Below are 19,864 nucleotides of genomic sequence, written 5' to 3'. Positions count from 1 at the left end.
TCCTTAGGGTGTTTCGCTCGGCGTCGTGGCCGCATCGAGGCCTGCGAAGGTCTCGCGGGCCACGACGAAGGCGGCGTTGGCGGCCGGCACTCCGGCATAGATGGCGGTGTGCAGGATGGCCTCGCTGATTTCGGCGCGGCTGAGCCCGTTGGTCAGGGCTGCGCGCACGTGCATGGCGAGTTCGCCCTCGTGGCCGCCGGTGACGAGGGCCGCGATGGTCAGAAAGCTGCGGGTGCGGCGGTCCAGCCCCGGGCGGGTCCAGATCTCGCCCCAGGCGTAGCGGGTGATGAAGTCCTGAAAGTCGGCCGTCTCGGGAGTGATCGACGCGTTCGCCCGGTCGACGTGGGCGTCGCCGAGCACCGCGCGGCGCACGAGCATGCCGGCGTCGTGGGCGGATGCCGCGGAGCGGGCAGCGCCGGCCCCCGCGATCCACTCACCGAGCAGCGCGCCGACCTCGATCGGCTGCTCGAGCGCGGGCAGGTGGGCGACCCCGGCGAGTTGCACGGCCCGGGCGCCGGGAATGCGGGCGGCCAGCTCCTGCAGCTGGGCGGGCGGCGTCACGGTATCGTGCTCGCCCGAGATGCACAGCACGGGCGTGCGGATGCCGCCGAGGGCATCCGTCTGGTCGAAGACCGCGAGGGCCTCGCAGGCGAGCGCATAGGACTCATCGTCGATGTCGAGCAGCTGGTCGAGCGCGTGCGAGCCGGCCCGGGGGTCCCGGCCGAGAAAATCGGGGGCGAACCAGCGTGCCGCGCTGCCGGCGACGAGTGAGGGGGTGCCGCTCGCACGCACTCCGGCGGCCCGGTCGGTCCAGGCCGAGGCCGTGCCGATTTTCGAGCCGGAGCAGAACACGGCCAGGCTCGCGAGCCGGCCCGGGTGCCGCGCGGCGATGGCCAGTCCCACGGCGCCGCCGAGGGAGATGCCGGCGTAGTGGAACGCGGTGACGCCGACCGAGTCGACCAGGCCGACGACGGCGTCGGCCAGTTCTTCCAGGGTGAACGGCTCGGTCGCGGGCGGGCTGAAACCGTGGCCCGGCAGGTCGAAGCGCAGCACCCGGTGGGTGGCGGCGAGGGAGGACACCACCGCGGCCCACAGGTCGGCGGTCGTGCCGAGCGAGGGGCCCAGCACGATGAGGGGCGCGTTGATGTCACCGGTGCCCGCCGGCTTGACGGTGCACAGGATTGCAGGCTGGGTCATGGGGTCCTCGGGTTGGCGCGGGCGAGAGCGGGGATGGGGGCGGCGGCGAGCAGGGCCGCGGCATCCGCTCGCTGCCGAAAGCTGCGCACGACGCGGTCGATGCCGGCCCCCGACTGCCCGGGCTGGCCCTCGTAGTTGAAGGCCGCCCAGACCTGGGTGCGCAGCACATCGGAACAGCCTTCGGCGATCAGCATGCTCGCGAGCACCACCTGCAGCGGCCGGTTGGTGAGGAACGCCTCCTGCGAGGCGCGTTCGACCAGAGCGAACGCGGTGGTCTTGCCCACGGTCTCGGCCAGGATCGTGGTGACGCGCTCGCTGAACACCAGGCCGTCGGTGAGGTCGAGGTTGGCGCGCATGCGGTCGGGGGCCACGTCGAGGCGGGCGGCGAGCGAGGCGGCCCCGGTCACGGCCGAGATCGTCAGCCGTTCAAGCACCCGCAGGGACTGCCACTCGGCGTGCCAGGCACCGCTCGGGCGCTGGTCTTCGGCCAGCATGCTGCCGTAGAGAGTGGATGCGAGACCCGGCGTCTGCAGCGCCGCCGCCGTGATCAGCACCGACGAGACCGGATTTCGCTTGTGGGGCATGGCGCTCGACCCGCCCTGACCGGGGGCCAGCCGTTCGCTCACCTCGGCGATCTCGGTGCGGGAGAGCACGGACACGTCGAGGGCGAAGGTTCCGGCGACCCCGGTGGCGGCGGCGAGCACCGAGGCCAGCTCGGAGATGACGACCCGGTTGGTGTGCCAGCTGAGGCGCGGCACGACCAGGCCGACGTGGTCGGCGAAGCGTTCGAGCACCGTGTCGAGCACGGCATCGACACTCACCGTGCCATCGGCCACGTCGCTGCGCCGGGCTCGGGCGATTTCGGTGAGCACGGCGAGATTGCCGACAGCTCCCCCGAGTTGCACGGGCAGGGTGTCGCGCAGGCGCTCGAGGCGGGTAACGATGAGCAACACGGCGTCGAGCCAGCCCGCCACCACGAAGCCGAAGCTCGTCGGGGAGGCCTGCTGCCCGAGCGTGCGGCCGCTCATGACCGTGCCGCGGTGCTCGTGGGCGAGGTCAGCGAAGGTGGCACCGAGGTTATCGAGCTGGTGGATGAGCTCGCAGCTGACCCGGCGGGCCACGATCATGGCGGCGGTGTCGAGGATGTCCTGGCTGGTCGCCCCGACGTGCAGGTGGTCGGAGGCGCCGGAGCGCACCTTCTCGGCCGCGCGACCGAGGTGCTTGACGAACGGAATGACCGGGTTGCCGCCGCCGCGGGCCTCGACCGCGATCGCGGCGAGGTCGAGCAGGCTGGCGTCGGCGAGGGCGTCGCAGACCGCCGCCATCCACTCGGGGACGAGTTGCGCATCGATCAGCGCCCGGGTCAGCGCCAGCTCGGCATCGACCATCGCCTGCAGCCAGGCCTGGTCGCTGGTCAGTTCGGATTCGCGCGTGCCGTGACTGAGCGGGTTGAGCAGTCCGGCGTCGAACGTGTGGTCAAGCATCAAAATCCAGGAACACGGTCTCGTTCTCGCCCTGCAGCCGGATGTCGAAGCGGTACGATTCCGCGCCGCCGACCAGGCCCTCGGAGACGCAGACCAGCGTGTCGCGGCGGTCGGCCGGCACCGCGTTCAGCAGGGCGTCCGTCTCGTGCCGGGCGGCGTCCTCGGCGAAGTACGCCCGGGTGAACAGGTGGTGGGTCACGCCGCGAGCGAAGACGCACACCAGGATGTAGGGCGCCGCACTGCCGGCCGCCCCCGGCTTGAGCGTCGTGAAGGTGTAGTGGCCGGCGATCGTGGTCGCGCAGCGGCCGAAGCCGGAGAAGGTGAACCCGTCACGGTCGAGGCTGCCGAGCTCCCGGCTGAGCGCCCCGCTCTCGTCGGCCTGCCAGATCTCCAGCAGGGCGTCGAGGATCGGCTCGCCCGCCCCGTCGGTGACCGTGCCGTGAAAGCGGATGGCGCGGGGATGGTACCCGGCAACCAGTTGCGGCCCGCCCGTATACGGCAGGGCGTACCCGTAGAAGGGGCCGACCGTCTGCGAAGGGGTCTGCAGCGCGGGGCTCTGCAGTGTCGGGCTCTGGGGCGTCGTCAGGTCACTCATCGGCGTCTTCGCCTTCCATCCAGGTCGATTTCGGGCCGGTGAGCACGATGTCCCACCGGTAGCCCAGCGAGAACTCGGGCACGCTCAGGCTGTGGTCGTACTGCCCGACCAGGCGGGCACGGGCATCCGCATCGGCGATCGACTGGTAGATCGGGTCGAGGGCGAACAGCGGGTCGCCGGGAAAGTACATCTGGGTGATGAGCCGCTGGGTGAACGCGTTCCCGAACAGCGAGAAGTGGATGTGCGCCGGTCGCCAGGCGTTCACGTGGTTCTTCCACGGGTAGGGCCCCGGCTTGATGGTCGTGAACGAGTACTCGCCGTTGTCGCCGGTGATGGCGCGGCCGACCCCGGTGAAGTTGGGGTCGAGGGGCGCCGGGTGCTGGTCGCGTTTGTGCACGTAACGACCGCCGGCGTTGGCCTGCCACAGCTCGATCAGCTGGTGGCGCACGGGGCGGCCCTCGCCGTCGAGCACCCGGCCGCCCACCGTCATCCGCTCCCCGATCGGTTCGCCGGCGTGCTGGATGGTGAGGTCGCTTTCGAGACTGTTCACGTCGGTGTGGCCGAAGGCGGGCGAGACGCGCTCGACCTCTTCCGGGTCGATGCGCACGAGTTCGTGGGTCGGGTGCCTCAGCAGGGAGCTGCGGTAGGGGGCGTAGTCGCGCCGCGGGTGCAGCTCGGGCGAGCCACCGGCGGCGACGCGGGCGGCGGCATCCGCTTCGATCGCGACGATTTCGGCGTTGATCTCGTCTTGGCTCGACGCGCCGGTGCCGGGGCGAAGTCTGGATGCGGGGGAAGAAGTGTGGCTCATGGTGTCCTCGGTCGGCGGTGCGGTTAGAGCAGGAGGCCGGTGTACTGCTCGGCGAGCATGCGCTGGGCGAGCGGCGAATGGGTGACGTAGTCGAGCTGGCCCAGCTGGCTGCGGTAGTCGAACGCGCCGGTCTGCTCGTCGGCCGGACTGGTGTGAAGCATCTCGGTCATCCAGCGGGAGAACTGCTGCACCCGCCACTGTCGGGCGAGCGCGATGTCGTTGTAGCGACCCAGCAGCGTCTCGTCGTCGGAGTAGAACGCGGTGAGGGCCGCGGCCAGCTGGGTGACGTCGGAGATGGCCGAGTTGAGGCCCTTGGCGCCGGTCGGCGGCACGATGTGGCCGGCGTCGCCGACCAGAAAGAGATTGCCGTAGGTGAGCCTCGAGGCCACGAAGCTGCGCATCGGGGTGATCGATTTGTCGGTGATCGGGCCTTCGTTGAGGGTCCAGCCGTCGGTTCCGAGCCGGGTCTGCAGGGAATCCCAGATGCGGGCGTCTGACCAGTTGCCGATGTCGTCGGCGGGGTCGACCTGCAGGTACAGGCGCGAGACCACCGGTGAGCGCATCGACAGCATGGCGAAGCCGTCTTCATGCAGGGCGTAGACCAGTTCGTCGGAGGACGGGGCGACGTCGGCCAGGATTCCGAGCCAGGCATAGGGGTAGCTGCGGTCGAAGAGGGTGATGTCCGCGGCGGGGATGCTGGCGCGGCAGATGCCGTGGAACCCGTCGGCGCCCACGACGAAGTCGGCGCTGATCGTGTGCTGCTCGCCGCCGTGCCTGAAGGTGACGGTCGGGTTGGTGCTCGTCAGGTCGTCGACGGCGACGTCGGCGGCTTCGTAGTAGATGGTCGACCCGGCCTGTTCGTGGGCGGTGACGAGGTCTTTCACGACCTGCTGCTGGCCGTAGACGGTGACCGTGCGGCCGATCAGGTCTTTGAAGTTCACGTTGTGGCGTTCGCCGGCGTACTGCAGAAAGATTCCGTCGTGCTCGAGGCCTTCGGATGCGAGGCGGTCACCGAGCCCGAGGCGGGTCAGGGTCTCGACCGAGCCCTGTTCGAGAACGCCGGCGCGGATGCGGCCGAGCACGTAGTCCTGCGAGCGATTTTCGATGACGATCGAGTCGATGCCCGCATCTCGCAGGGCCCAACTGAGGAGAAGACCGGCGGGACCGGCGCCGATAATGGCGACACGGGTGGTTTCATGGGGCACGGGCTCTCCTAGCGACGATGACAGGGGGTGGTGTACCCAGTGTGCTGCGCCCGGCCCACCCCGAGTATGATTCTTCCACTCAGTGAAAGTGCTGATCTTCTGTCAGGAACGGCGCGCTGCCGGTTCACTGCCGGCCGGTTCACTGCTGGGCGCGGCGATAGCCGAGCGCACGACTGATCCCCTGGGCCGCCTCGCGCACGGCGCGCTCCTGCCCGGCGTCGACCAGCTCGGTGGTGCGAGTGACGATCGAGACCGCCGCCACGACCTGTCCGGTGCGGTCCCGGATCGGCGCCGCGATCGAGCTCGAACCGGCCGTCATCTCCTCCGACATGCGCGCGAGGCCGAGCTGGCGAATCTCGGCGAGTCGCCGGCGCACGGCCTCGGGCTCGGTGACCGTGCGCGGCAGAAAGCGCTCGAGGCTCGTCGCAAGGTACTGCTGCACCACCTCGGACGGGGCGTAGGCGAGCAGCACCAGGCCGACACCGGTGGAGTGCAGCGGCAACCGCGCGCCGACCCGGGAGATCAGCCGCACGGCGTGGTGTCCGGAGAGCTTCTCGAGGTACAGGGCATCACGCCCGTCGAGAATGGCGAGGTGCACGTGCTCCCGGGTCGTCTCATAGAGATCTTCGAGGTAGGGCAGCGCGATCGTGCGCAGGTTGCGCGCGGTCGGCGTCTGCACGCCGAGCTCCCACAGCTTCATGCCGAGCGAGTACTGGCCGTTGTCGTGTTTGGTCAGCCCGCCCCAGCCCACCAGCTCGGCCGCCATCCGGTGGGTGGTCGACAGCGGCAGGCCCGCACGCTGCGCGATTGCGGTCAGGGTCAGGGTCAGCGAGGTCGCCCCGGCGGGGGCGGCGAAGGCATCAAGAATGGCGAACAGCCGCGCTGCGACCGAGCGGCGGTCGGCGGCAGCGTCGAAAGCACTCTCGGGGCGACTCGTCCGTTCCGGCTTTCCTGACATCGGTCCCCACGCTAGTCGAAACGAGGGTCATTCTTCGTCAAACGTGTGGGCCAGGACCCAGGACGGGAACGAGCTGATCTTGGCGTCAATGACCAGAGGCACGCTGCGCTCGCCGTCAAGCCAACTCTTTACGCCGACAAGGTCGGCGATGGAGCGCACGGTCACTCCGCGACAACCGAACCCTCGAGCTATCGCCGCGATATCGGTCTCCGGGAATTCGACGGTCTCCAGCGAGCCGCCACCGTGCACGAAGTGGTGAACTTCGGCGCCGTACGCGTTGTCGTTGTAGACAATCACCACCAGGCCCAGGTGAAGGCGCACCGCAGTGTCCAGTTCCACGAGGCTCATCATGAAACCCCCGTCGCCGATCCCGGCGACGGCCAGCCGCCCAGGGGTCGCCAGAGCCGCCCCGATCGCAGACGGGAGAGCGAGCCCAATGGATTGGAACGCCAGCGGCACGCAGTAGCCTTTTTCGTCAGGTATCTGCAAAAACATGGCCGGGTATCCATTGAAATTCCCACCATCGGGCACCACGACCCGTTCCATCGGCAACATGTCGTCAAGGGCGATGGTCAGAGCGCGCGGGTCGACCGTTGAGGCCGAATCGATGTCGTCGAATGGCACGTCGCGCCAACGCACGCCGGATGCAATCACTCCCGCCACGAGTTCGGTGCGGTAGCCGACCTGCTGTACCTCGCGGCGGGCGAGCTCGGCCGCGACGAGTCCGGCAACCTGGGCGCAATCGCCGACAATTCCCAGGGCGACCGGAGTGTGGACGCCGATGGCATCAGCCGTGTCATCGATCTGCACCACGGTGGATCCACGCAGAAGTGCCCCGCTGCGCGTCGTCCATCGGTTGAGGCTCGCCCCGAATGCGACGATGAGGTCCGCGCCCTCGATGAGTTCTGCGGTCACCGGTGTTGAAAAACCACCCATGACGTCGAGATACCACGCGTCTTCGTGAAAGAGACCCCGACCTACCGCCGACGTGGTCAGGAGCGCACCCGAGATCGCTGCCACCCGCCGTATCTCTTCGACGGCGCCGAAGGCACCCCGACCGCCAACCAGGACCGGGCGATCCGCCCCCGCGAGCAGGTCGGCCAGGCGCCCCACGGCATCTGGAGACGGACCCGACGCCATCCGCGGTGACAGCTCCCCGACCAGGTCAGGGGACCAGGCCACCTCTTCCTCCTGCACGTCCAGCGGAAGGTTGAGCAGCACCGTACGCCGCTGGTCCCGGGCGAGCCTGAAGGCTCGTATGGTGTCGTTCACGGCCGTTTTTGCGCTGTGGATCCGCTCCACACGCACGCCGAGCGCGGCAACGACACCCGCTTGGTCGATCCAAAAATTGGACGTTTGGTCTGTTCCCGGCGTCTCCCCGGCTAGGACCAGCACGGGCGTTCGGCTCTTGGCCGCCTCGCCGATGCCCGTTAGGGCGTTGGTCAGGCCACAACCCTGGTGAACCGTGAGGGCGGTGACGTGTCCACTGGCCCGAGCGAATGCATCCGCCATGCAGGCCGCCCCATTTTCGTGGCGGGCCGCCGTGAATGTGACCCCGCCGCTGATCAAGGCGTTCGTGACGTGAAAGTTCCCACTGCCCACCACGCCAAAGACGTGGCCGACCCCGAGGAGCGCCAAGGTGCGACCGACAGCTTCTGCGACTCTCATTGTGTGCATCTCCTTCGTATCGAGCCTTGCGGGGACAGCTGTGTCGAGGTTCATGAGGGCAGCAGAGCGTCAAGGTCTGGCGCCTGACTGATGGTGCCGTATTTCACCGCCGCAGCCCCCAGCACTGCTGCCGCATCACGGTCGAATTCAGTCGTGAACCTCGGAAGGGTGATCTGGTCGAGCACGTCGGCAGGAATCTCGGTGTAGGTGCCTATGGCTGTGCGCACCTCAGCAGGGTGTTCTTGGGCGTACTCGAGAGACCGATTCATGGCGGCGGCGAAGCTGGCGACGAGTTCGGGGCTGTCCTTGATGACATCACCCGTGGTGAAGTACCCGCCGATATCAAGGTTTTCGTGCGTTTCCGCATAGTTCCACGACACCACGCGAGCACCATTCTGAAGTGCCGGCGTCAGGAACGGCTCCAGAATCAGCGCCGCGTCAATCTGCCCCGTTTCCAGCGCGGCGAGGGCGTTGGGGAACGCGACCTCGACAAACGTCAGTGACGCCCCGTCGCCGCCGGCGTTGTCGACGGCTGTGCGAATGCTGGTGTCGCCGATGTTCGACAGATTGTTGGACGACACCGTTTTGCCTTCCAAATCTGTCGCGGTCTCGATGGCGGAGTCATCCATCACCACAACGCCCGCGAAGTCAGCGTCGGACGACCCCGTACTTGTCGTTCCGTTCGTGACGTACTTCAGGTCGAGGCCCTTATCCTGGGCGACCATGAGGGAAACGGTGTTGCCGAAAGCGAAGTCGAAACTCCCGCTGACGACACCGGGCACAGCGACTGCGCCTCCAGAGATCGTCTCGATGGACAGGTCGATACCTTCATCCTCGAAAAAGCCCTCGGCGAGCCCCAGGTGCAGGGGAGCAACGTCGCCAATCGGAATAGCACCCACCGTGACCGGTGTGAGGCCGGCGGCGCCGGGTTCGGCGGAATTTTCAGGAGTGGCAGCGCCGCATCCGCTTACCAAAACCACGGAGGCGACCGCGACCAGAGTCATTGTCAATCTTTTCATCATGCACACATCCTTGTGTTGACGCGATTGGTAGTTGTTCGCAGCCTACGGGGACGAATTGCATCAGTCCAATGAATAAATTGACCGGTCAGAATAGATAAAACTAATACTTGAGAGCTTCGCTCACGGCAGTGCGAAACCACGCCAGGGCGGATGATTCACGCCCATTTGCTCGAAGGTAGAGTTTCACTTCCACGGCGCCCACATCAAAAGGCAATGCAGCCAGTCGTACCGGCCATTTGTCCAGCCACCGACGCGCCATGCTCTCCGGGGCGATTGCGAAGAGATTACACTCCGAGATCAACTCGGGGATGACAGCGAAGTGCTGCACGACGACGGTCGATCGACGGACGATTCCGAGCGCCTGCATCGCCTGTTCGGCCAGCTGATGACCCGTGACCGGATCGACAATGACGTGCCGCGCACGCAGGAACTCGTCCAGGGTCAGTTCGGGCCCGGCCATTGGATAGTCCGCACGAAGCACACACACGTACTCCTCCGTCTTGAGGAGCGTGCCGCCGTATTCACCGGCGAGCGGCCACGATGCGATAGCCGCATCCACAGAACCCCGCGTCAGCCAATCCGGCAGAAGGCGGATATCCATGGGAACCACTTCGATCTCCACCTCGGGCGCATCTCGCGAAATGGTCTTGAGAATTTGGGGCAGAAAAGCCAACTCGCCCAAATCCGACAGGCACAGTCGGAATCGGTGGGTCGATGACGCAGGATCGAAGGATTTCATCCCCAGCACGACGTTATCGATGCTTCCCACAGAATCCTTCACCACGGGATACAGCTCGTCAGCAAGGAGCGTGGGCACCATGCCCCGCCCCCGGCGGACGAACAGCTCATCGGAGAATTCGCGGCGCAGATGCGCCAGAGAATGGCTCACTGACGGTTGAGTGACGTACAGATCCCGCGCTGATCTGGTGAGACTGCCGGTCTCATAGACCGAGAGGAATGTGCGCAATAGGTTCAGATCCACTTTCAATACCCTTCTTCACCCCGGTTTCAGCGTAACCAAGACCGCCTCAGCCCTAGACCTTCCACTCAGCGGAAACGTCGCGACGGTGCTTGTGGGCGCTGGCTACTATCCGAAGTAGACAACAGAGTCTTCGACCCCAGCACCACCCCCGCAGACCGCGACCCCCCACACAATGGAGTGAAATGAAGAAAAAGTTCATGATCGGACTCGCCGCGGCATCCGTCATCGCACTGAGCGCCTGCTCCGCGGGCACCGACGCCACGACCCCCGCCGCCGACGGCGACGCCCTCACCCCCGTCACGGTCGGTGTCATCCCCATCGCCGACACCGCTCCCCTCTACCTGGGTCTCGAACAGGGCTTCTTCGAAGAGGAGGGCCTCAAGCTCACCATCGAGACTGCGACCGGCGGCGCCGCCATCGTTCCCGCCGTCGTGAGCGGGGACTACGAGTTCGGGTTCAGCAACCTGATCTCACTCATGGTCGCCAACGACAAGGGCCTGCCGCTCGAGGTCGTCAGCCCCGCCGTTGCCTCCACCGGCGACGTCGACAGCGACTTCGGCGCGGTCATCGTCAAGGGCGACTCGCCGGTCACGTCGCTCGCCGACCTCGACGGCGGCACCGTCTCGGGCAACAGCCTCAACAACATCGTCGACACGGTCATGCGCTCCTCGATCGACCGCCTCGGCGGCGACTCGTCGTCGATCTCCTTCGTCGAGATCCCGTTCCCCGATGCCAGCGCCGCCGTGGAGAACGGCCAGGTCGATGCGGCCTTCGTCGTGGAACCCTTCGTGACCGCCGCCCTCGAAAGCGGCCAGCGCGTCATCTCCTACGGCTACGCCGATTTCGACGTCAACCTCGACGTCGCCGCCTACTTCTCGTCGGCCGCCACCGTATCGGCTGACCCGGAGATGGTGACCAAGTTCCAGGCCGCCATGACCAAGTCCCTCGAGTACGCCCAGGCCAACCCTGACGCGGTGCGCGCGATTATTGCCACCTTCACGGCAACGCCCGAAGAGGTGCTCGCGAAGATCGTGCTGCCCAAGTTCCCGACCGAATTCAACGTGGATGCCGTCACCGCCCTCGGCGACGCGGCTCTCGAATACGGCGTGGTCGAAACCGCACCCGACATGAGCACGTTCCTGCCCTAAGCCCAACCCCCTCTCACTCCCCCCAACCACAAGGAAGTGGCTTGCCAGCATGAAAAAACAACGAAGCCCTGCCGGGCCCCGGGCGAAAGCCCTGGGCCTCGGCATCGGCGGAATAGTCCTGTTCTTCCTGATCTGGGAAGCTACCCCGCGCCTGGGCCTGGTCAGCGACCGCTACCTGCCGCCGGCGAGCGAGGTGCTCGTGCGGCTTGCTCAGTACTTCACCGAGGCCGCGTTCTGGAAGGACGTCGCCGACACCATGACGAGCTGGGCCCTGGGCCTCGCGATCGCCACCGTCGCGGCGATCGTCGTGGGACTCATCATCGGCTCGAGCCGCTTTCTGCGCCGCGCCACCCACACCACGATCGAGTTTCTGCGGCCGATTCCCTCCGTCGCGCTGATTCCGTTGGCGGTGCTCATCTTCGGCACCAGCATCGAGTCGACGCTGCTGCTCGTGGTCTACGCCTCCTTCTGGCAGGTGCTGCTGCAACTGCTCTACGGCATTGCCGATGTGGATGCCGTCGCCAACGATACCGCCAAGAGTTACGGTCTCGGCCGCCTCGCCCGGGTACGGTACGTGATCTGGCCAACGGCCCTGCCGTACCTGATGACGGGCCTGCGCCTCGCGGCGGCCGTCGCCCTCATCCTGGCGATCACCGCTGAGCTCATCATCGGCACCCCGGGGCTGGGCAAGCAGATCGCCCTGACCCAGTCCGGCGGCGCGATCTCGTCGATGTACGCCCTCGTGCTGGCCACCGGCCTCATCGGAGTGCTCATCAACCTCGCCGCCCGCATCATCGAAAAACGGGTGCTGTCCTGGCACCCCTCGGTCAGAGGAGAGGTTGTGCTGTGAGTCCCCTTAAACGTGTCGCCTATTTCTTCGGCCTGCCGATCGTGCTCATCGTGCTCTGGTGGGCGCTGTCCTTCGGTTCCACCAACTTCTTCGTGCCGAAACCCTTCGAACTCGCCCAAACGCTGTGGACCACCTGGATCGGTGAGCGTTTCTTCGAGGACGTGCTGCCGAGCCTCGGTCGCCTCGCGGTCGGGCTGCTCTTCGCCATCGGCCTCGGCATTGTACTCGGCCTGCTCATCGGCTCCACCCGCTGGCTGCGCAACCTGCTCGAACCGATGCTCGAGTTCTTCCGTGCGATTCCGCCGCCCGTGCTTGTGCCGCTGCTCATGCTGCTCATCGGTGTCAACGACAGCATGAAGGTCGCCGTCATCATTTCCGGCGCGATCTGGCCGGTGCTGCTCAACACGGTCGAGGGTGTCCGTGCCGTCGACTCGGTGCTGAACGACAGCTGCCGCAGCTACGGCATCCGCGGTTTCGCGCGCATCCGCTACTTTGTGCTTCCGGCCGTCACACCGCAGATCATGGCCGGCGTGCGGCAGTCACTGTCGATCGGCCTGATCCTGATGGTCATCAGCGAGATGTTCGCCTCGTCGTCGGGCCTGGGCTTCACGATCGTGCAGTTCCAGCGCAACTTCGCCATTCCCGAGATGTGGAGCGGCATCGTCGTTCTCGGCCTCATCGGCCTGGGGTTGGCCCTCATTTTCCAATTCGTCGAACGCCGGGTGCTGCACTGGTACCACGGTCTGAAGGAGATCACTCATGACAGTTAGCGACACAACCGTGAATCGACCCGTCAAGACCGTGCCGATGCTCTCGGTGCGCGGCCTGCAGAAAATCTACAAGGTGCCCGGCGGCGAGGTCGAGGCCGTGCGCGACCTCACCTTTGATCTCGCCGAGGGCGAGCTGGTCTGCCTGGTCGGGCCCTCCGGCTCGGGCAAGACCACCCTGCTCAAGTGCATCTCGGGGCTGATGGAACAGACCAGCGGCACCGTGGAACTGGCCGGCAGCAAGGTCACCGGCCCGCCGAAGTCGATGGCCGTCGTCTTTCAGGAATACGGCCGCAGCCTCTTTCCCTGGATGACCGTGCGCGGCAACGTCGAGCTGCCGCTCAAGAACCAGAAGGTGCCCAAGGCCGAGCGCACCGCACTCGTCGATGCCGCCCTGAAGTCAGTCGGACTCGACCACGTGCCGAAGAGCTACCCCTGGCAGCTGTCCGGCGGCATGCAGCAGCGCGTGGCGATCGCCCGCGCCGTCGCCTACCGCCCCCAGGTCCTTTTGATGGACGAACCCTTCGCGGCCGTCGACGCGCAGACCCGCGCCGACCTGGAAGACCTCATCCGCACGATCTGGAAGCAGCTCGGCGTGACGATTCTCTTCGTCACCCACGACATCGACGAATCCGTATACCTCGGCGAACGCGTCATCGTGCTGTCGAGTTCGCCGACCGTCGTGCAGGAAGACCTGAAAATCGACCTGCCCGCCGAACGCGACCAGCTTAACACCCGCGCCCTGCCCCGCTTCATGGAGCTGCGCTCACACGTCTACGCCGAGATCCAGCGGGCCAAGCTCGGCCCGGTCACCGAACAGATCACGGCCCAGCGCAAGGCGGCTCGTAAGTAAGTCGCAGACAGGCACACAAGCGGATGCCCCGGTGAACCTCACCGGGGCATCCGCTTGTGTGTGTCTGTGTCTGTGCGACTAGGAGACGCCGATCGTGAGGATCGCGGGACCACCACGCGCGGCATCCGCCTGGAGGCCGGTGGCGGAGGTGACGGCGCGGGAGACGCAGCAGCAGATCTTCTCGGCTGCGTGCTGCTGGCGTTCGCTGTAGAACACGTCGCGGTGGTCGATGGCGCCCTCGAGGGCGAGAACCTTCACCTCGCACAGGCCGCACTCGCCCTTGCGGCAGTCGAACATCATCTCGACGCCGGCGTCTTCGAGGGCCTCGAGCATCGACCGGCCGGCGGGCACGCGCGTCTCGACGCCGAGGCGCGGCACGCGCACGATGAACTCTTCGGGGTCGTACCATCCGCTGTTTCCGAAGGTCTCGAAGCGCAGGTTGGTTTCGTTCACCTCGCGGTCACGCCAGGCGCGACGCACGGCGTCCATCAGGCGGATCGGGCCGCACATGTACAGCTCGGCGGCGGGGTCGACGCCGGCAACCAGGTCTGCCACCGACAGTTCTGAGCCCTCGTCGTCGATATGCACCCGCAGGTTGTCGCCGTGCAGGGCGAGCAGCTCGGGCAGGTAGGCCATGCGCTCGCGGCTGCGCGCGGCGTAGACGAGCGTGTAGCTCGCCCCGAGGCTCTTCAGCACCCGGGCCATGTTGACGATCGCCGTCACGCCGATGCCGCCGGCGAGCAGCACGTAGCTGGGGGCTCCGACCCGCAGGGGAAAGTTCTGCAGGGGCTGGGTGATCTCCAGCGTGTCCCCGGGCTGAAGGCCGTGCATGAAGATCGACCCGCCACGCGACAACGGCGCCTGCAGCACGCTGATCGCCACCCTCGTGCCGTCCTCGGTGGAGTCGACGACCGAATAGGAGCGTTTCTGACGTTCGCCGGTGATCGTCGTGTACAGGTCGATATGGGAGCCGGGTTCGGCCCGCTTCGGCAGGGCCGGGGCCAGCACGATGCGGCGGATGTTGGCGGCGACGAGCACGGATTCGACCACCGTCGCCCGCTGCCACACCTCGATATTTGTTGCGGCCATGGTGCTGCCCGCCTAGTTGGCGGTGCTCAGGCGGCCGGCGCGCCCGGCGGAGACCGGTCGGCCTTCGGCCTCGAGCATCCGCTCGATGAGGCGGCGCACCCACAGGCCGCCGGCGTCGATGTTCAGGTTGTAGAACTCGTAGTCGGGGTTCGCGTCGATGGCGGTCTGCTGGGCGAGGAGCATGTCCTCGTCCTCCTTGAACACCCCGGAGACACCGGCGCGCAGCTGCGAGGTGATGAGCTGGCTCTCCAGGCGGTAGTTGCGCATGAAGGCCCAGAAATAGTGCGCACTGCGGGCCGTTTCGGGGGTGATCGTGTTCATGACGTAGCCGTTGACGCCCTGGCTGCGGTCGCCCTCCGGCGCGCCGGTCCCGGCCTTGGCGACGCCGACATCGATGCAGATGGTCGAGGGGGCCTCGAAGTGGATGATCTGCCACCGGTCGACCTTGCCGGTGAAGTCGGGGAACTTGTCGCGCATGTTCTTCAGCCAGAACGGCGGGGCGTCGATGTTGTGCATCCAGCGCGAGACGGTCACGGTCGTATCGTCGTGGGTGACCTCGAAGTCGCTCTCGCTGAGCTCAGCCTGACCGATGCTCGAGCCGTGCACGAATTCCTCGTGGGTCAGGTCCATCAGGTTGTCCAGCACCAGCTGGTAGTTGCAGGTGACGGGAATCGTGAGGCCGTCGCCGGCCCACTCCGGGTGATCCATCTGGTGCATGTCCGGGATCGTGTCGGGGTTGGCGAGGGTGGCGTCACCGAGCCAGACCCAGAGAAAGCGGTGGCGTTCGACGACCGGGTAGGACGGCACGGTCGCGCTCGGGTTGATGGTCTCCTGGGCCGGCATCGACACGCAGCGGCCCGCCGAGTTGTACACGATGCCGTGGTACGGGCACTGGATCTCGTCTCGGGTGAGCACCTTGCCCTGGGACAGCGGGGCGAGCCGGTGCCAGCAGGCATCCGCGAGAGCGACCGGGCGGCCGTCTTCGGTGCGGTAGATGGCAAGCGGCTTGTCGGCGACCGTGCGGGAGATCAGCGTGCGGGTGACCTCGTGGTCCCAGGCCGCGACATACCAGGTGTTGAGCGGATAGTTGAGCACCTTATTGGTGGTCGAACTCGTGGTTTGGATAATCGTCATTGAAATCCTCCGGTCAGCTCACTATCCCCATAGATAGTTGGCTCCGGTCCAGACTATCTATGCTGGTAGTTACTCACAAGGCCGAGAGGAGAACCCGATGAGCCTTCGGCACGCACTACTGGCGCTGCTCACGGTGGAACCCATGACCGGCTACGACCTGTCCAAGGCGTTCCAGGCATCCGTCTCGCACGTCTGGCACGCGCCCGACTCCCAGATCTATCCGGAGCTGCGCCGCATGGAGGCCGACGGCCTGGTCGTCGGCACCGAGGTGCCGTGGGGACCGCGCGGCAAGAAGCGTGAGTACAGCGTGACCGCGGCCGGCCTCGACGCCTTTCGCGCCTGGATGAATGAACCGCTCAGCTACACCCGGGAACGCGACCCGGCCCACCTCAAAGCCGCCTACCTCGAGTGGGCCGAGCCCGATGCGGCCCGCGCCCAGCTGCGCGCGCACATCGCAAACTTCGACCAGCAGCGCACGGAGTGGCTCGAGAAGGTACGCGAGATCGACACCGGCACGAGCACCATGCTGGAGAAACGCCTCGCCCACGCGCCCGCCAGCGAGCACACCAGCATCCGCGCCTACAAGCGCTACACCTATGAGGGGCTGATCGCGCGGGCCGAGCACGAGATCGAGTGGGCCGAGCGCGGGCTCGACCTCATCGACGACCTTCTTCAAGCGGATGCCGCGCCACCGACTGCCTGATCAGCTTGGCATGAAACGGGTTTTTGATCCCGTGGGACACTACTCCACTCACGGCCGCTCCCAGCTGGCCTGGGTAACCGGGTCGCGCCTATTTCAACGTCACGCGCATGGGAAGACTTTCCCAAGCTCTCAACGTGTTATTCAAGTGCCTCGTAACCGGTCCGTTGACCTCAATGGTTTTCACTCTCTTGAGCAGGGCGGCCATGACCGTGGCCGCTTCCAAACGAGCGACGTGTTGTCCTACGCATTGGTGGATACCCATTCCGAACCCCACGTGTCCAGACGGGTCACGAGTCAGGTCAAATGCGTCTGGATTCTGCCACCGTCTCTCGTCACGGTTTGCCGAGCCAAGAAACATAAGGATCTTCTCGCCTTGGGGAATAAGAGTCCCGCCGACCCGAATGTCTCGAGTCGTTGTGCGGAAAAAAGTCTGGACCGGCGATTCCAAACGAATTGCCTCGTCGAATGCCCGCCGCGCAAGATTTGGATCGCTCTGCAGCAAAACCCACTGTTCAGAATTCGAAGCGAGGGCGTAGAGAACTGCGGCAAGGGCGTGAACTGTCGTATCGACGCCCGCCGATAGCAATGATCGCACGATCGTGGGTGCCTGCTCATGTGAGATATCACCTCGGTCCGCGGCAGCCCAGATTTCAGCTCCGAAGCCACCGGGTGTCAGAACGTTTCGGGCGCACTGATCGTTCACCCAGCCTGAGATTTCTCCGATCGTACCGGCGCCCCTTTGAACGAGTGCGTTTTCTGGTCCAAAGGCGTTGAAGAGGTGATCGCCATACGGGAGCAGGCGTTCACGACCTTCGTGGGGGATACCCACGGCATCGGGGAAGACCCGCAAAGGAAATGCCTCGGCGAGTGCCGGTACCGCATCAAACTCGAGCGTGGAGCTCACCAGTGCGTCGACGACGTCGTCTGCGTCAGTGGCCCATTGAGCCTGCAGAGTATGCAGTTGGCGAGCGCCCAGAATTTTGCTGAGTACCGCGCGTGGCGCGTTGTGGAAGGGGGGGTCTGCTTCCAGGAGCAGGCTGGGTGGCCTCCACGGCTTTTCCTTACGGAAGTTGCTGAGGCCGACTCCCGCAGAGCATTCGAAAGTTTGCCAATCTGTTAACGCGGCGTGGACGTCGGAGTATCGCCCCATGGCGTAAACGTTGTACGTCGGCAGGTAGACCACCGGGCCTGCCTCTCGAAGGCGTGCTTGAAAAGGCAAGGGATCATGGAGAACCTCGGGTCCGAAGGGATCTTCGGAGCTTGTCACGATGTCAGTACTGATGGTCGGTGCGGTCACGAGCTGTCCTTTCATTGATGTTCACAGTCCTAGAACGAGTCGGTCGGTCAAAGAACGAGATACGCAGGGAAACATACAGTTGCCTGCAAGACGTTCGTCTTCGTCCAAGATTGAATCCCGATGGTCTGGCACACCGGAGAGCACTGACATCTCACAGGTGCCGCATATGCCCATGCCACACGAGGTCAAGGTGTTTACTCCTGCCGACCGCAGCGCCGCGACCATACTTTCAGTCGGCAGGACGCGGATTACTTTCCCGGACCCGGCCATCAGGATCTCGAAGGAGCCCGACCGCAGAGGCGCATCAAACTTCCTCGCAGTAAAGCGTTCGGCGCGTACCGTGCCCATTTGCCAGTCGGCGCAATGCTCCGTAACGGTAGTTAGCAATCGCTCCGGGCCACAGACATAAATCTTTGTTCCGTCTCTCGGCGCCCCGATCCAGTCCGAGACCGCCATGCGACCCAGCTCATCTCCGGGGTGCAGCGTCACTCGGTCAGAAAACCGCTCGACGCGATCACGAAACGCCATCGAGGCGAGATTCCGCCCCAAATACAAGAGACGCCAGCTGATGCCCATCTGTTCAGCCTGGTTGATCATGGGCAAGATTGGCGTGATGCCGACGCCGCCCGCGACGAACAGGAGCGTCTTTGACGGGGTGAGGGCGAAGTTGTTTCGAGGGCCGCCGAGCCCCACAACAGAACCGATCTTCAGCTCGTCGTGGATAAAGCGCGAGCCCCCGCGACTCTCTAAAGCGCCGAGCACACCGATGTGATAATTATCGGTGTTCCAAGGGTCGCCGCAGAGAGAATACTGGCGGGCCAATCCATTCGGAAGAAACACATCAATGTGCGCCCCTGGTGTCCAGTCGGGCAGCCTCCCGCCATCCGTGCGACTCAGCACAACCGAAACCAGATCGTCCGTTTGGTAGTATTTATCCCGCACGATCAGTTGCATCTGGGCTGGATCTGACGGCGCAGGAGCAGCATGACCCGACGTCTCAGTCACGACTTCATCGCCTTACGTGCGTTGCAGACAACCGTGGATGCGTAAAAAAAGACATTCCTCACGAGCGGCATCATTTGACCACGAGGGAGTTCACATCAACAGATGTCTTCGTTATCTCGTATTTCTTCAACAGGTCGGCCGTCTGCTGCAACCGCTCGAGATTGAGATCACTCTCAAACACGGGAAGTTCCATCTGTTCAACGACAGCCACAGGCACTTTGGTGAAGGTCGGCACTAATTCCACGAACCGCTCTCGGTGACCCTGCAGATCCTCACCCGACTCGGATATTGCTATCTGGAATGCACTGATAGCTTCAGGATTTTCCTCGGCGAACTTCTTTGTGGTGACCCACCCGGCAACCGGTATGTCAGCCATCGTCCCCGTGAACATGTCCGACAACTTGACAAAGCCAGCGGCAAGGGCTCCGGATTGAAAGGGTTCAACCTGCCAGATAGCGTCGACGGCTCCACGCTCCAAGGCGGCCTGCATGTCTGGATAGGGCATCTCAACGAGAGACACGTCAGTCGGGTCTACGCCGGCATCCTCGAGGAGGGCATACACGGCGAGAGTTCCCACATTTTGCAGGTTGTTGACGGCGAACGTCTTTCCCGAAAGATCTGCCGCGGTCCCAATCGCGGAGTCGCTGGTCACGAAGATTCCGTGATCGGCGCCGCCGACATCGTTAGCGGCGACCAACATGACCGGGAGCCCCTTTTCGGCTGCCAACAGCGCTGAAGTGTAGTTCGAGTAGGTGATGTCGATAGAACCAGAAACGAGTGTGGTGATTGCGGCGGCTCCGCCGCCAGTCTGAATAAGCTCAACGTCAAGCCCTTGAGCTTCAAAGAGTCCTTCCTCGTCTGCGTTGACGACGCTAGCCGTATGAGCCAAGGGAAAATACCCGACCTTGACGGGTGGTGGACCATCAGCAGCGCTGCCCGCAGCTGGACCGGAGCACCCGGTGAGGAGCACTGCCATTGTGCCAACAATGGGGAGAATTGACTTCAGACTGCGATTGCGCTTCTTAGACATTGGACTACTTTCCTGGATTGAGTCTTCTTTGACACCAACCCGGGGAAAGTAACACACAGCAGAGTTACG

Annotated in this window: 19 protein-coding genes; 5 read left to right on the top strand and 14 right to left on the bottom strand. The window is 65.1% G+C overall.

Features of this window, described 5'->3' with window-relative positions; translation table 11 throughout:
- Nucleotides 1-3: 3 nt before the first annotated feature.
- From pcaDC to D6T64_RS19640, 9 genes are all read right to left on the bottom strand, one after another.
- A complete protein-coding gene (gene pcaDC / locus D6T64_RS23560) occupies nucleotides 4-1,197 on the bottom strand; it encodes a bifunctional 3-oxoadipate enol-lactonase/4-carboxymuconolactone decarboxylase PcaDC (protein ID WP_119976381.1) in 1,194 nt (397 codons plus the stop codon).
- Nucleotides 1,194-2,681 carry a lyase family protein gene (locus tag D6T64_RS19675; RefSeq protein ID WP_119976380.1) on the bottom strand — a complete coding sequence of 496 codons (1,488 nt, stop codon included), beginning with the start codon at nucleotides 2,679-2,681 and terminating at the stop codon, nucleotides 1,194-1,196. Before D6T64_RS19675 ends, pcaDC begins: the two co-directional genes overlap by 4 nt.
- Entirely contained in the window at nucleotides 2,674-3,276 is a 603-nt protein-coding gene (gene pcaG, locus D6T64_RS19670; RefSeq protein ID WP_119976379.1) for a protocatechuate 3,4-dioxygenase subunit alpha, read from the bottom strand. The genes D6T64_RS19675 and pcaG overlap by 8 nt, the downstream gene beginning before the upstream one ends.
- Entirely contained in the window at nucleotides 3,269-4,084 is an 816-nt protein-coding gene (gene pcaH / locus D6T64_RS19665) for a protocatechuate 3,4-dioxygenase subunit beta (RefSeq protein ID WP_119976378.1), read from the bottom strand. The genes pcaG and pcaH overlap by 8 nt, the downstream gene beginning before the upstream one ends.
- A gap of 23 nt (nucleotides 4,085-4,107) precedes the next feature.
- Nucleotides 4,108-5,289: a 4-hydroxybenzoate 3-monooxygenase gene (locus tag D6T64_RS19660; RefSeq protein WP_119976377.1), complete on the bottom strand. Its 1,182-nt coding sequence runs from the start codon at nucleotides 5,287-5,289 to the stop codon at nucleotides 4,108-4,110.
- Between the two features lie 139 nt (nucleotides 5,290-5,428).
- On the bottom strand, nucleotides 5,429-6,247 hold the full coding sequence (locus D6T64_RS19655; protein WP_119976376.1) for an IclR family transcriptional regulator: 819 nt from the start codon (nucleotides 6,245-6,247) through the stop codon (nucleotides 5,429-5,431).
- A gap of 27 nt (nucleotides 6,248-6,274) precedes the next feature.
- Nucleotides 6,275-7,915: a thiamine pyrophosphate-binding protein gene (locus D6T64_RS19650; protein WP_119976515.1), complete on the bottom strand. Its 1,641-nt coding sequence runs from the start codon at nucleotides 7,913-7,915 to the stop codon at nucleotides 6,275-6,277.
- 50 nt (nucleotides 7,916-7,965) lie between these two features.
- Nucleotides 7,966-8,937 carry an ABC transporter substrate-binding protein gene (locus D6T64_RS19645; protein WP_325049815.1) on the bottom strand — a complete coding sequence of 324 codons (972 nt, stop codon included), beginning with the start codon at nucleotides 8,935-8,937 and terminating at the stop codon, nucleotides 7,966-7,968.
- 100 nt (nucleotides 8,938-9,037) lie between these two features.
- A complete protein-coding gene (locus tag D6T64_RS19640) occupies nucleotides 9,038-9,919 on the bottom strand; it encodes a LysR family transcriptional regulator (RefSeq protein WP_119976375.1) in 882 nt (293 codons plus the stop codon).
- A gap of 182 nt (nucleotides 9,920-10,101) precedes the next feature.
- Between D6T64_RS19640 and D6T64_RS19635 the strand changes: the two genes are divergently transcribed.
- From D6T64_RS19635 to D6T64_RS19620, 4 genes are read left to right on the top strand one after another with little or no spacing between them, the layout of a single operon-like run.
- A complete protein-coding gene (locus tag D6T64_RS19635) occupies nucleotides 10,102-11,067 on the top strand; it encodes an ABC transporter substrate-binding protein (RefSeq protein WP_119976374.1) in 966 nt (321 codons plus the stop codon).
- 49 nt (nucleotides 11,068-11,116) lie between these two features.
- Entirely contained in the window at nucleotides 11,117-11,917 is an 801-nt protein-coding gene (locus tag D6T64_RS19630) for an ABC transporter permease (RefSeq protein WP_119976373.1), read from the top strand.
- A complete protein-coding gene (locus D6T64_RS19625; protein WP_119976372.1) occupies nucleotides 11,914-12,687 on the top strand; it encodes an ABC transporter permease in 774 nt (257 codons plus the stop codon). Before D6T64_RS19630 ends, D6T64_RS19625 begins: the two co-directional genes overlap by 4 nt.
- Nucleotides 12,677-13,537, top strand: a complete 861-nt coding sequence (locus D6T64_RS19620; RefSeq protein ID WP_119976371.1) for an ABC transporter ATP-binding protein — start codon at nucleotides 12,677-12,679, stop codon at nucleotides 13,535-13,537. The genes D6T64_RS19625 and D6T64_RS19620 overlap by 11 nt, the downstream gene beginning before the upstream one ends.
- A gap of 78 nt (nucleotides 13,538-13,615) precedes the next feature.
- Here D6T64_RS19620 and D6T64_RS19615 read toward each other — a convergent pair whose 3' ends face one another.
- Together D6T64_RS19615 and D6T64_RS19610 are read right to left on the bottom strand one after the other, a co-directional pair.
- Nucleotides 13,616-14,626: a PDR/VanB family oxidoreductase gene (locus D6T64_RS19615; protein ID WP_119976370.1), complete on the bottom strand. Its 1,011-nt coding sequence runs from the start codon at nucleotides 14,624-14,626 to the stop codon at nucleotides 13,616-13,618.
- Nucleotides 14,627-14,638: 12 nt separating this feature from the next.
- Nucleotides 14,639-15,760: an aromatic ring-hydroxylating dioxygenase subunit alpha gene (locus D6T64_RS19610; RefSeq protein WP_119976369.1), complete on the bottom strand. Its 1,122-nt coding sequence runs from the start codon at nucleotides 15,758-15,760 to the stop codon at nucleotides 14,639-14,641.
- 97 nt (nucleotides 15,761-15,857) lie between these two features.
- Here D6T64_RS19610 and D6T64_RS19605 point away from each other — a divergent pair, with 97 nt between their 5' ends.
- Nucleotides 15,858-16,463: a helix-turn-helix transcriptional regulator gene (locus D6T64_RS19605; RefSeq protein WP_119976368.1), complete on the top strand. Its 606-nt coding sequence runs from the start codon at nucleotides 15,858-15,860 to the stop codon at nucleotides 16,461-16,463.
- An 88-nt stretch (nucleotides 16,464-16,551) separates the two neighbouring features.
- Here D6T64_RS19605 and D6T64_RS19600 read toward each other — a convergent pair whose 3' ends face one another.
- The 3 genes from D6T64_RS19600 to D6T64_RS19590 all read right to left on the bottom strand — a co-directional run bounded on the left by D6T64_RS19600 (nucleotide 16,552) and on the right by D6T64_RS19590 (nucleotide 19,795).
- Entirely contained in the window at nucleotides 16,552-17,760 is a 1,209-nt protein-coding gene (locus tag D6T64_RS19600) for a cytochrome P450 (RefSeq protein ID WP_199719237.1), read from the bottom strand.
- Nucleotides 17,761-17,781: 21 nt separating this feature from the next.
- On the bottom strand, nucleotides 17,782-18,765 hold the full coding sequence (locus tag D6T64_RS19595; RefSeq protein ID WP_199719236.1) for a PDR/VanB family oxidoreductase: 984 nt from the start codon (nucleotides 18,763-18,765) through the stop codon (nucleotides 17,782-17,784).
- A gap of 70 nt (nucleotides 18,766-18,835) precedes the next feature.
- On the bottom strand, nucleotides 18,836-19,795 hold the full coding sequence (locus tag D6T64_RS19590; RefSeq protein WP_119976365.1) for an ABC transporter substrate-binding protein: 960 nt from the start codon (nucleotides 19,793-19,795) through the stop codon (nucleotides 18,836-18,838).
- Nucleotides 19,796-19,864 lie beyond the last annotated feature (69 nt).

This window comes from Cryobacterium melibiosiphilum, from assembly GCF_003602235.1.
Taxonomy (GTDB): domain Bacteria; phylum Actinomycetota; class Actinomycetes; order Actinomycetales; family Microbacteriaceae; genus Cryobacterium; species Cryobacterium melibiosiphilum.
Note: the sequence above shows the minus strand (reverse complement) of the source record. Positions and strands in the feature narration are given on the sequence as shown.